This window comes from Rhizorhabdus sp. GW822-FHT03C02 (genome assembly GCF_058801765.1).
Map to the genome: position 1 here is coordinate 219,851 of NZ_JBXANN010000009.1, position 12,215 is coordinate 232,065.

The window sequence follows — 12,215 nt, forward strand, 5'->3', positions numbered from 1 at the left end:
TTCGAACCTGCGCAGGGAGGCGATCCCAAAGAAAAAGGGGGCGGACGCCGAAGCCTCCACCCCCTCGATCTTCGCGCGTGGCGATCGCCTCAGAAAGCGAAGCTCGCCGAGACGGTCGCGCCGAAGTCCGACCAGTCCTTCGAAGTCGACATGAAGCCGCCGGCGCCGAGCTTGAACGCCGATCCGAACTGGACGTCGACCCCGCCGTCGAGCCCGAAGCTGCTCGCCGCGAGGCGGGCGCCCGAGATGCCGAAGGCCTGGCCGGTGGCGCCGAAGCGGGCGATGCTGCCGCCGCGCAGGTCGCCGACGCCATATTGGTAGGTGGCGGTCAGGTGCGGCAGCAGGGTCGCGGTCGGCGAGATCGCCGCCGATCCGCCGACATGCCAGCCGCCGGTCAGATATTCGACCTCGCGGGTGCGCGATGCGACGCTGAGCGCCGCGGCGGTGCCGCTTTCGGTCAGCGCGTCGCTGTGCAGCCGGACATAGGCGCCGCCGACGAACGGCGCCGCATAGACCGGGCCGTCGATCAGCCTGTACGAGAGTTCGCCGTAAACCTGCTGGCTGGTCGCGTCATAGCCCGCACGGTTGGTGCCGTTGAGGCCGCCGACCGCGATGTTGCGGGTGGTGTCGACATTGTGCCAGCTATAGTCGCCGCCGATCTTGGCGACGATCCGGCCGGTCGACCAGCTGCCATAGGCGCCGACCAGCTTGGTGTCGGCGTCGGCATGGTTACCGCGGTGAATGATGCCGGTGTCGTTGTCGACATAGCCGGCATAGACGCCCAGGCGCCAGCCGTCGCGGCCATAGTCGAAGCCCGACACTACCCCGCGCCGTTCGGTCCCGGTGCCCGCGACATTGCCGGTCGCGTCGCTCTCGACGCCCGCGGCCATCGCCTGGCCCCAGACCCCCATGCCGTCGCCGGTGACGCCGGCACGGTCGAGCACCGCGCCGCGCACCCGCTTGCCCTGGTCGATCAGGATCGACGGGACCGAGGCGAACACCTCGCCGGTGAGCTGGCTATAGGCGTCGGGCACCGCGGTGGTGCCCAGCCCGACCAGTGCGGTGTAGACCGCGTTGCCGATCCCCAGCGCATTGGCGGCGTTGGCGACCGCGAGCTGGTTCGGGGTGCGCGCCAGCGACGCGAAGCTGATGTCGTTGCGCAGCAGGTTGAGCGTCACCGCATTGGCCGAATAGCCGAGCGACGGGGTCAGGAAGGCGAGGTTCGAGGTGACGCCGCCGAAGGTGCCCGAGACGCCGCCGGTACCGGTCAGGATCGTGTAGCTGGTCAGGCGGTTATAGGTGCCTGCCTCGGCCAGCACCGCGACCGTCGCGGTCGGGGCGATCGTCACCGTGCCGGTCGCATTGACGCGATCGGCGCGGCCATCGGCATTGGCCTCGACCTCGTAGATCGATCCCGCCGCGAACACGACGTTGCCGTTGGCGGTCTGGGTGCCGATCGAGTTGCCCGGGGCATAGCGTCCGCCCGATGCGATCGTGACGTTGGCGACGGTGCCGGTGCCGCCGAGACGGCCGCCCGAGGTGACGGTGACCGCCGAGACGATGCTGCCGTTGACCGCCAGGATGCCGCCCGAGACCGCGGTCGGTCCGGTATAGCTGTTGACCCCGGTCAGGTTGAGCTTGCCCGATCCGGTCTTGGTCAGGCTGCCTGCACCGGTCAGGTTGCCGGCGAAGGCGGTGCTGGTCGCCTGGTTTACCGCCAGCGATCCGCCGGCGATGTTGATGCTCGATCCGCTCGCGCCGGCCAGCTCGGCGATCGCTTGCTGGGTGCCCGAGAAATCGAGTTGCCCGGTGCCGCGCAGGTCGATCTCGCTGTTCGGGTTGACCGCGGTCGCCAGCTTGATCGAACCGGCCTGGATCGTCGTCGTGCCGGTGAAATCATAGTTGGTGCCGAAGATCAGCTTGCCGGCGCCCTGCTTGATCAGGTTGCCGGCGCCCGACAGCACGCCGGCGAAGGTGTAATCGTCCGAATGGTTGACGATCAGCGTGCCGTTGTCGACCAGATTGCCGGTGAAGATGCCGGCGGTGGTGCCGTTGCCGATCTGGAAGGTGCCGCCGGCCAGCGTCGTCACCGTCCCGCTTTGGGTTCCGGTCAGGATCACGCTGGCGCCATTGTCGACGGCGATGCCGCCGGTGGCGGTGATCGCATTGGCGCCGTTGAGCGCCGCGGTGCCGGTGCCGGTGAACAACACGCTGCCCGACCCGCCGATCGTCGTCGCGCCGAATGTCGAGGTCGCGGTGCCGGTGCTGCGGACCACCAGCGCGCCGTTGTCGACGATCGTCGGGGTGACGAGGCCGGAGATGCCGGCGGTGCCGCTGGCGAGCTCGAGCGTGGCGCCGCTGGCGATCGTCGCGCGGTTGAAGCTGCTGGCAACGCTGCCGCCGGTCCAGTAGCCGCCCGCGACCAGCAGGCTGTCGAAGCCGCTGAACGCCGCGATCGTCTGGCTGGCCGATGCGGTGGCGACGGTGCCGTTGAGGATCGCCTGGTCGACGCCGCCGCCGCCGGCGATCGTGCCGCTGACCAGCGATCCGGTGCGCAGGGTGACGCTGTCGTTGGCCGCGCCGAGCTGGACCGCGACCGCGCCGGTGCCGGCGGTGATCGTGCCGCTATTGTCGATCGACGTGGCGCCCGATGCCAGGATCGCCGGCCCCGTGGTGCTGGCGATCGTGCCGGCGTTGACGATGCTGGTGTTGCCCGCGCTGACATTGACGCCGGCGACGCTGCCGCTGACGCTGGCGCCGCGCGCGACCGTCAGGCTGACCGCGCCGGGTGGATCGATGAACACGCCGTTGCCGCTCGCCGCCGACACCGTGCCGGTGACCGTCAGGGTCGCGGCACCGCCGGTGCCGTTGGCGACGATATGGACGCCGTCGGCGCCGGTGCCGGTTGCCCGGGCCGATCCGATCGTCGCGGTGACCGCGCCATTGGTCGCCAGCGCATAGACCGCGTCCGAACGGCGATCGGTCTGGTTGGCGCCGGTCGAGCTGGCCGAGGCGATGTTGAGCACGACGCCGGTGCCGCCCTGCGCGAACACGCCGGCCTGGCCGTCGCCGCCGGCGCTGGTGATACCGGTGGTGGTGACGTTGGCGATGCCGCCGGCGATCGCGTTGACGCCCCGGCCGCTCGCCGCGGTCGCGGTGCCGCTGCGGATCGTCACGTCGCCGCCCGCCGACTGGCCGTCGACCGCGTAGGAATAGAGGCCGGTCGCGCTGGCGTCGGTCGAATCGATCGTCGTCGATCCGGTGCTGCGGTTATAGCCATAGACCGTCGAGATCTGGGTGCCCGCGGTCGATGCGGTGCCGCTGGTGATCTTGATCGTGCCGCCGCCGACCGCGCCGACCGCGCTGGAGAAGTCGGCCTTGGTCGAGGCATTGGCGCTGGTGACGGTGACCGATCCGGCGCCCGACGCATAGCCGAACACCGCGTCCGAGGTGTCGTTGCCCGACACCGCGGTCGCGGTCGTGGTGGTGGTGCCGGCGTTGATGACGATATTGCCGGTGGTGGTCTGCGCGAACACGCCGAGCGCCCCCGCGCCGCTGGTCTTCGTCGTGCCGCTGGTGACGGTGACGTCGCCGGTGGTGCCCTTGACGAAAATGCCGTTGGCGGTGACGCCGCTGGTCTCCAGCGCGGCGCTGTCGACCCGGAGCGTGCCGGTCGAACCCGAGACGTTGATGCCGGTCGAGGACGCGCCACTGGTCTTGACGCTGCCGCTGTTGTTGACCGTCACCGCATTCTGGTCGGCGAGGACGTTGATGCCGTTGGCGGCGCCGCCGGTGGTGACGACGCTGCCGCTGTTGGCGATCGCGATCGCCGCGGTGCTGGCGGTGGTGCCCGGGGTCTGTTGGGTCAGGATCGCACGGCCGGCCTCGGCATCGATGCCGCGGGCGTTGGCGCCGGCGGTCGAGATCGCGCCGCTGTTGGTGACGCTGATCGCGCCGGTGGCGCTGATCGCGTCGATGCCGTCGGCATAGCGCTGATTGTTGGGATCGGTGCTGCCGCCGACGGCGCGGGTGGTGCCGGTGGTGATGGTGGTGCCGGTGGTGGTGATGTTCAGCGCCGCCGTCTGGGTCGATCCCAATACCGCATAGCCGCCATTGCCGATCACCGAGACGTCGCCGCTCCTGATCGTCAGCGAGCCGGCGCCCGCGCCCGTGGTGGTGCCGGTATGCTGGGCGCTGATGCCCAGCGTGTTGCCGGTGCCGGTATAGACCAGGCTATTGCTGGTGATCGACGAGTCGCCGGCGTAGGAAACGACCGTGAGGCCGACGCCACTGAGGCTGTTGGCGTTGTTCGAAGCGGTACTGGTCAGCGCGATCGTACCGCTGGCCAACGTGACGGGACCTGCCGCGCCGACCACGATGCCGTTGCCCGAACCGGTAATGGTGGAACTTGCCACGCGGACGGCGGTGGCCGCGTCGCCGCCCTGAACGATGATCGCGGTGCCGTTGCTGCGGATGATGTTGCTGGTGATCGCGATCGCGCTGGTCACGTCCTGCGATTCGACGTCGATCCCGCCCGATCCGCTGCCGGTCGCGGTGATCGTGTCGCTGGCGATCGTCACCGCCCCCGTTCCGGGCAGGACGACGATGCCGGATGCCGAATTGCCGCTCGTGGTGATCGCGCCGCTGGTAATCATGGTCGCGCCGTTGCCGTCGACGACCGGAGAGACGTAGATGCCGGCGGCGCCCAGGCCGGTCGTGCCGATCGAGCTGCTCCGGATCGTCGTGCCGTTGCCGCCATCGATATAGATTCCATGGGCTGCCGTGCCGGTGGTGCTGATCGAGCCGCTGTCGATCACGCTCGTGCCGGTCGGGTCGTTCTGGCTGAAGATGCCATAGGCGTTGCCGGTGCCGCCGGTGGTGATCGTGCCGCTGGTGATCGTTCCGGTGCCCGCGACGCTGCTGTAGATGCCATAGCCCGCCGCGGTGGTGACGGTGCCGCTGGTAATCGATCCGTTGCCGCGCGAATCCTGCAGGGTGATGCCGGTCTGGCCATTGCCCTGGGTCGACACGGTCTGCGACTGGATGGTGACGCCGATGCCGCCCTGGGCGAAGATCGCCGATCCCTGATTGCCGTTGCCGGTCAGGGTCGCGGTGCCGCTGACGATCGTGACATTGCCGCCCTGGCCGACGATCGCATTGGGCTGGTTGAGCCCGTTGGCGGTGGCGAAATTGCTGCGGATGACGGTCGTGTTGGTGCCGCTGCCATAGGTGGTGAAGATCCCGCGCTGATTGCCGCTGGTCGAATCCGCGGTGATCGCGACATTGCCGGTGGTGGTCGCGACATAGATGCCGCGGCTGCTGGGGTTGGTGTTCGATACGACCGTGCCGCTGACGATGTCGACATTGCCGCTCGTGGTGCGGGCGTCGATGCCATAGGTCGAGTTGGTGCCGCTGGCGGTGATCGAACCGTCGGTGATCGAGATGTTGCCGGTGCCGCTGGTGGTGTTGGCGCCGACCCCGGTGCCGTTGATGCTCGAATTGGCGACGGTGACGCCGGCCAGATTCAGGTTGATCGCGCCGTTGGTGACGATGTCGATCGTCTTGGGCCCGCCCGCGACCGTGTCGGTGCGGGTCAGGCTATAGTCGCCGGTGCCGTTATAGGCGATATTTTCGGCCGATGCGATGTGGGGCGCGGCCAGCGCGCTGCCGAGCAGCAGGGCGGCCCGGAAAGAGGACGTGCGAAAGCTCGCGCCGCGGACGCGACGACCATGAACGGCTGGCATGCTGGAAAATTCCCTGTCTGAAAGAAGCCCGGTATTGGTTCGTTGGGCGCGCCACCCGGCGCGGCGACGCGCGCGGGTGGCGGGGTAAGCATCACTCTCCACCGGACGTTTCGCCCCGAACGCCGGATTTATGGACCGCGGAGCGAGGGAGCTCCGCAATCGATCGTCTAAGCTGCGGTGAAAGCCCCCGAAATGTCTGTGCATCCCAGATTTTGGGACGCTGGAACTTCGATGGTCATGGACGATCCCCCTTGTCCTTTGCCGGGACAGAAAAGGGCGCAAAGGATTGATTTTTCATTAAGCATGTCCGGGAAAGACGTTAACATTGTTTACCTTATCGCCCTCCCATCCCGGGATGGGACATATCGGATGCCGGTGAGCGTGGCGCGCCGGGATCCGCTATGTCCCGTGCGGCGGATGAGCCCATCGATCCCGGATGCGCGAGCATTTTCGGGGTCGCCTATGACTGAGGTGCAATGACGCGTGAAGATCGGCCCGCGGGGCCGGGTTGGCCGACCATCCTCATCGTCGGCGCCGCCCATTTCTGTCTGTTTGCCGACCGCGCATTGCCGTCGGCCTTCGCCCCCGCGCTCAAGGCGGGCTTCGCGCTCGACGATGCCCGGATCGGGCTGCTGATCGGCGCGGCGATGATCATCCCCTATGCGATCGCGACCCTGGTCGCGGCGCAGCTGATCGGCCGCGCCTCGCCCTATCGGATCATGGCCTGGTCGATCCTCGCCTGGTCGGCGGCGGCGATCGCGGGGGCGCTGGCGACGAGCTTCACCGGGCTGCTGGTCGCGCGGGTCGCGTTCGGGATCGCCCAGGCGGCGTTCGCGCCCGCCGCGCTCGGCCTGCTGGCGGGATCGCGCCGTCCGCCGGCGCCGGTCGCGACCTCGGTCTTCTCGACCGGGTCCTCGTCGGGGCGCAGCGGCGGGCTGCTGATCGGCGGCGCCCTGCTGCTGCTCGCCGACGCGCTCGCGGCGGAGATCGGCATCGCCCCCTGGCGGCTGGTGAGCCTCGCCTTCATCCTGCCCAATCTGCTGCTCGCTACGCTGTTGTTCGCCGCCGGCCGACGCGACCTGCCGGTCGCCGCCGCCTTCGCGCGGCCCGGATTAAGCGGGGCGCTCGCCCGCTTCGCCCGGAACCCGCGCGCCTTTGCCGGCCATTTCACCGCGACCGCGGCGGTGCTGGTGATCGTCCAGTCGGGCGGGGCGTGGGCGGTGTCGATCCTCCACCGCGGGTTCGGGCTGGCGCCGGCCGGCGCGGCGATGCTCGCGGGCGCGATCGTGCTGGCAGGCGCCCCGATCGGCCATCTGTCGGCGGGCCGCATCGCCGCGCGCGCCGATTTCGCCGCGCACGGGCCGGCGCGGCTGATGATCGGCGGGGTGGCGCTGGCGCTTGTCGGGGCGCTGACGCTGGCGGCGGCCGGCACATTGCTGGCCGCGGTCGCGGCGCTGCTGATGCTGACGATCGGTGGCGGTTTCGCGGCGTCGGCGGGGCTGATCGGGTTGCAGCCGATGGTGCCCGCAGCCGATCGTGGCGCCGCCAACGCGCTGTTCCTCGCGAGCACGGCGATGGTCGGCTATGCCGTCGGGCCGTTGTCCACCGGGCTGATCAGCGATGCGCTGGCCAAAGACGCGGGTGACGGTGCGGGCGCGCTGGCGCTCGGCCTGGCGATCGTCGTCGCCATATCGGGGGCCGCCGCCTGCGCGGGGGCCGGGATCGCCGCGACGCCTTGGCGGCGGCTGGCGGCTATGGCAGGGAACCGCGCATGACCAGCCCCGACCAGGGATCCAACGCCGACGACCATCTCGCTTTCTCCAGTCGCGGGCGCGACCCGGGCGAGGCGTTCGCGGCCTATGCCCGGCTCTATGCGGCGGGATCCGACGTCTCGCGCGGCGAGGGGCCGTTCCGCGCCGACGTGAAGGGCTGGCGGATGGACAGCATGCTGCTGTTCGAACGGCGGCTGTCGGGGGTGGTCCATGCCCGGGGCGACCGCGTCGCGCAGGACGGCTTCGACCATTTCGTGCTCTATGCGGTGCTGTCGGGCGAACTGGCGGGCAGTGCGGAGAGCGGCTTCGACAAGGCGCGCGCCTGCGACGTCGTGCTGCTCGACACCAGCCGCGCGACCCGCACCGAATCGCGCGACGCCCATTTCATCACGGTCAGCGTCGCTCGCCACCTGATCGCCACCGCCGCCGATCCGGCGACGCTGCACGGGCTGGTTCTGCGGCCGCCGGCGACCCTGGTGCTGGTCGACTATCTGGCCTCGCTCGCCAGGCGCGCGCCCGATCTCGCCGCCGACGCGATGCCGACCTATGCGCGGGTGCTGGTCGATCTGCTCGGCGGGGCGATGGCCGCGCGTACCCGGCGCGGTGCGGCGGCGCGGCGCGAGGATTTCCTCCGCCGCCAGATGATCGAGCAGCATATCGAGGCACATCTCGCCGACCGTGCGCTGTCGGCGGCGACGATCTGTGCCCAGACCGGCATCTCGCGCTCGGCGCTCTACCGGCTGTTCGAGGGGCAGGGCGGGGTCGGCCACCTGATCCAGGCCCGCCGCATCGATGCGCTGCGCGCCGCGCTCGAACGCGGATCGGCCGATAGCCTCGCCGAACTCGCCGACCGCTTCGGCTTCGCCAGCGAAAGCCATATGAGCCGCCTGTTCGCCGAGGCCACCGGCGATCCCCCCGGCGCCTATCGCCAGACCGTCCGCGACATGCCCGCAGGCGACGTGCGCACCGCGACGCGCCGCTGGCAGGGGTGGATGACGGAATTGTTATAAGCCCTCAAACGCCGGGCGGGCAGCATCCGCTGCCCTTGGCTTCCTCGCAATAAGCTCGGGCGCGCGTTCGCGCTTGCGGAGGCTGCGCCTCCGTTGCCGCCTGGCTTCTCATGTTGAAAAAGCCGTCCCCTTTAAGCCCTCTCTCATGAAGAATGCGAGAGGGCTCAAGAAATCGCCATCTCCCATGTCACACCGGTTCACCCCGTCTCGTCTTCCTCCCGACGACAGCATCCGCCGCGGCGGACAATGGGAGTGAAGCATATGAAGATCGTGGTCATCGGCGGGAGCGGGCTCATCGGCCGCAAGACGGTCGCGCTGTTGCGCGCGGGCGGGCATGCGGTGGTCGCCGCGTCGCCTTCCGCGGGTATCGACACGGTCACCGGCAAAGGGCTCGCCGCGGCGCTCGAAGGCGCCGAGGTGGTCGTCGATGTCGCCAATTCGCCGTCGTTCGAGGACCAGGCGGTGATGGATTTCTTCACCGCGTCGGGCCGCAACCTGCTCGCCGCCGAGGTCGCAGCGGGCGTGAAGCACCATGTCGCGCTGTCGGTGGTCGGCACCGAACGGCTCCAGACGAGCGGTTATTTCCGCGCCAAGCTGGTCCAGGAAGACATGATCGCCGCCTCGCCGGTGCCGTGGACGATCGTGCGGGCGACCCAGTTCTTCGAATTCACCGGGGCGATCGCCGCGGCGGGCACCGATGGCGACGGCGTCCGGCTGTCGACCGCGCTCTACCAGCCGATCGCCTCCGACGATGTCGCGCAGGCGGTCGCCGATGCCGCGCTGGCCGCGCCGACGGGCGCGATCGTCGAGGTCGCCGGCCCCGAGCAGCGGGCGATGGCCGAACTGGTCACCGACTGGATGCGCGCGACCGGCGACACCCGTCCGGTGGTCGCCGACCGCCAGGCGCTCTATTTCGGCACCGTCCTCGACGACGCCTCGCTCACCCCGGCGGCGGGGGCGCGGATCATGCCGACCCGCTTTGCCGACTGGCTCGCGCGCCAGGCCGCGCCGGTGGCGGCATGAGTGCGCGGGGCGTCGAGCGCGGCAGCACCGTCCTCGCCATACTGCTCGGCCTCGGCTTCGCCGCCAACGGGCTGTTCATGCTGGTCTCGCCTGGCAACTGGTATTTCGCGGTGCCGGGGGTGACCGGCACCGGCCCGTTCAACCAGCATTTCCTGCGCGACATCGGGCTGATCTTCGTGCTGCTGGCGGCGGCGATGCTGACGGGCGCGGCGCGGCCCGCGGTCCGCCCGCTCGCCTGGGGCGGGGCGGCGATCTGGCTGGCGGGACATGCGCTGTTCCATCTCTGGGAGGTCGCGGTCGGCATTTGCGGGACCGATGCGATCGCGCGGGACTTCCCCGCGGTCACGCTTCCTGCGATCCTCGTTCTGGGGCTGGCGCTGGGGGCGATCTTCGGGCGGCGGCAAGAGGAGGGATGATGGCGGTTGCCGACGATCCGACGACGATCTTCGAGGCGCAGCGGCCGCGGCTGGCGCGTCTCGCCTATCGCATGCTCGGGTCGTTCGGCGAGGCCGACGACATCGTCCAGAGCGCCTGGCTGCGCTGGCACGCGGTCGATCGCGCGGCGGTGGCGGCGCCCGCGGCCTATCTGTCGCGGATCGTCACCCGGCTGTGCCTCGACCATATGAAATCGGCGCGGGTACGGCGCGAAAGCTATTATGGCTCGTGGCTGCCCGAGCCGCTGATCGAGGCGGCGGGCAGCTACGAGCAGGACGACGGCAGCGCCGAGGCCGACGACCTCGGCATGACGCTGATGCTCGCGCTCGAACGGCTGTCCCCGCTCGAGCGCGCGGCGTTCCTGCTCCACGATATTTTCGGGGTGCCGCTCGACGAGGTCGCGGGCACGCTCGACCGCGAACCCGCCGCGGTTCGCCAACTCGCGGTCCGCGCGCGTCGCCATGTCCGCGACAGCCGCAGCCGCTTCATCGTCGACCGTGTCGAGGGCGACCGCATCGCTCTGGCCTTTTTCGAGGCGTCGCGCAGCGGCGATCTCGCCGCGTTGCGGACGATGCTCGCCGACGATGTCGTGATCCGCTCGGACGGCGGCGGCAAGGTGTTCGCCTTCCCCAGGCCGATCGTCGGCCTCGACCGGGTGCTGCGGCTGTTCGCGGGGCTCACCCACAAATATGGCGCGGCGGCGTTCCGCATGGTCGCGCCGATGCGGATCGACGGCCAGCCGGGCTATGCCAGCCTCGAACATGGCCGACTGCTGCAGACGACGGTGTTGTCGATCGATGGCGACGGCCGGATCGCCGCGATCTACATGACCCGCAACCCCGACAAGCTCGCCCATGTCGCGCGGCGGCTGGGGATGAGCGGGGCGGAAATCTAGAGGATCATCTCGGCGACGCCGAGCCAGATCGGGCTCGGGCCGTCCTCGTCGAGATAGCGCCAGGCGACCGCGGCGATCGTCGCCTCATATTCCATGAAGATGATCCAGGCCGAGGCATGGTTGATCGTGGCCGCGTCGCGATAGCCCATCGTCGCCAGCGCGCCGGCGGTGACGAGGAAATCGAAGCGCTGGCCATCGATCGGGATCGCGAACCGCATGCCCTCGCGCGTCCAGCGGATGCTGCCAGGGTCGATCGTGCTGAAACTCATCGAAACCACTCCCGATATCTATGGGTGGGATCATCCGCCAAAATGGTTAACGGCGGGTAATCGGCCCGTTTCGGGGGCGTATCGGATGCGGTTCAGCGCACCATGCCGACGCACAGTTCGAGCATCGCCGCCATCGCCACGGTCGGGCGTTTCGCGCGGTGGCGCAGGATCGTCAGCCGGCGCTTGAGATCGATCGCGGGCATATCGATCGCCGCGATCCGGCCGAGCGCGATCGCCGGTTCGGCGGCGAGGCGCGACACGCAGCCGATCAGCGCGCCGGCCGCGACCAGCTCGACGATCGCCTGCGGTTGCTGGAGTTCGATCGCGATCCCCCAGCGATGGCCGTGCCGCGCCATCACCCGGTCGAGCGTCTGGCGGGTCCCCGATCCCGGCTCGCGCACCACCCAGGTCTCGGCGAGCAGATCGTCGATCGTCACGCCGGCCCGGCCCGCCAGCGGATGCCCGGTGGCGCAGATCACAGCGAGTTCGTCCTCGATCCAGTCCTCGCCGACCAGATCGGCCGCGCGATGCTCGCCCTCGACCAGCCCGAGGTCGATCGCGAAATGCTCGACCATCGCGCCGATCTCGGCGGTGTTGCCGATCGTCAGCGCGATCGGGCTGTCGGGATGGCGCTGGCGCCAGCCGGCGATCAGCCGCGGTGCGAGATAGGCGCCGACGGTCTGGGTCGCGCCGATCCGGATCGGCCCCGGGCCGGCATGCCCGCGCAGCAGCGCGTCGGCCGCCAGCGCCTGGTCGATCGTCGCCACCGCCGCCGGCAGCAGCCTGTGGCCGGTCTCGCTCAGCCGCAGCCTCTTGCCGATCCGGTCGAACAGCGCGCAGCGATAACGGCCCTCGAGTTCGCCGAGCGCGGTGCTCGCCGCCGATTGCGACATGCCGAGCGCGGCGGCGGCCGCCGAGACGCTGCCCTCGCGGGCGATGGCAACGAACAGTTCGATCTGGCGGAGGCTGAACCTTATATCCATAAAATGGATATATATCGTCCATTAATCCCGTTTTACAGATTTTATCGTCGATCCTAGGCCCGTCGCGATCGAAGCGAAGGACGT

The 12,215-nt window shown here is 69.6% G+C and carries 8 protein-coding genes; 5 read left to right on the forward strand and 3 right to left on the reverse strand.

What is annotated here, in order from left to right:
• Window positions 1-89: 89 nt before the first annotated feature.
• Complete coding sequence (locus AC1RM6_RS21370) at window positions 90-5,744, reverse strand: autotransporter-associated beta strand repeat-containing protein (RefSeq protein ID WP_493104924.1); 5,655 nt, start codon at window positions 5,742-5,744, stop codon at window positions 90-92.
• Between the two features lie 476 nt (window positions 5,745-6,220).
• Here AC1RM6_RS21370 and AC1RM6_RS21375 point away from each other — a divergent pair, with 476 nt between their 5' ends.
• The 5 genes from AC1RM6_RS21375 to AC1RM6_RS21395 all read left to right on the forward strand — a co-directional run bounded on the left by AC1RM6_RS21375 (window position 6,221) and on the right by AC1RM6_RS21395 (window position 10,879).
• Complete coding sequence (locus AC1RM6_RS21375; protein WP_493104926.1) at window positions 6,221-7,519, forward strand: MFS transporter; 1,299 nt, start codon at window positions 6,221-6,223, stop codon at window positions 7,517-7,519.
• A complete protein-coding gene (locus AC1RM6_RS21380) occupies window positions 7,516-8,526 on the forward strand; it encodes an AraC family transcriptional regulator (protein ID WP_493104928.1) in 1,011 nt (336 codons plus the stop codon). Before AC1RM6_RS21375 ends, AC1RM6_RS21380 begins: the two co-directional genes overlap by 4 nt.
• Before the next feature lie 261 nt (window positions 8,527-8,787).
• Window positions 8,788-9,549 (forward strand): SDR family oxidoreductase, encoded by a 762-nt coding sequence (locus AC1RM6_RS21385; protein WP_493104929.1) that lies wholly within the window; start codon window positions 8,788-8,790, stop codon window positions 9,547-9,549.
• The gene (locus AC1RM6_RS21390) at window positions 9,546-9,965 is read left to right on the forward strand and encodes a hypothetical protein (protein WP_493104930.1); all 420 of its coding nucleotides are present in this window, start codon (window positions 9,546-9,548) and stop codon (window positions 9,963-9,965) included. Before AC1RM6_RS21385 ends, AC1RM6_RS21390 begins: the two co-directional genes overlap by 4 nt.
• Entirely contained in the window at window positions 9,965-10,879 is a 915-nt protein-coding gene (locus tag AC1RM6_RS21395; RefSeq protein ID WP_493104932.1) for a sigma-70 family RNA polymerase sigma factor, read from the forward strand. Before AC1RM6_RS21390 ends, AC1RM6_RS21395 begins: the two co-directional genes overlap by 1 nt.
• Here AC1RM6_RS21395 and AC1RM6_RS21400 read toward each other — a convergent pair.
• Both AC1RM6_RS21400 and AC1RM6_RS21405 read right to left on the reverse strand, forming a co-directional pair.
• Window positions 10,876-11,148 (reverse strand): hypothetical protein, encoded by a 273-nt coding sequence (locus tag AC1RM6_RS21400; RefSeq protein WP_493104934.1) that lies wholly within the window; start codon window positions 11,146-11,148, stop codon window positions 10,876-10,878. The two genes, AC1RM6_RS21395 and AC1RM6_RS21400, sit on opposite strands and share 4 nt — an antisense overlap.
• A gap of 92 nt (window positions 11,149-11,240) precedes the next feature.
• Window positions 11,241-12,131: a LysR substrate-binding domain-containing protein gene (locus tag AC1RM6_RS21405; protein WP_493104935.1), complete on the reverse strand. Its 891-nt coding sequence runs from the start codon at window positions 12,129-12,131 to the stop codon at window positions 11,241-11,243.
• Window positions 12,132-12,215: the final 84 nt, after the last annotated feature.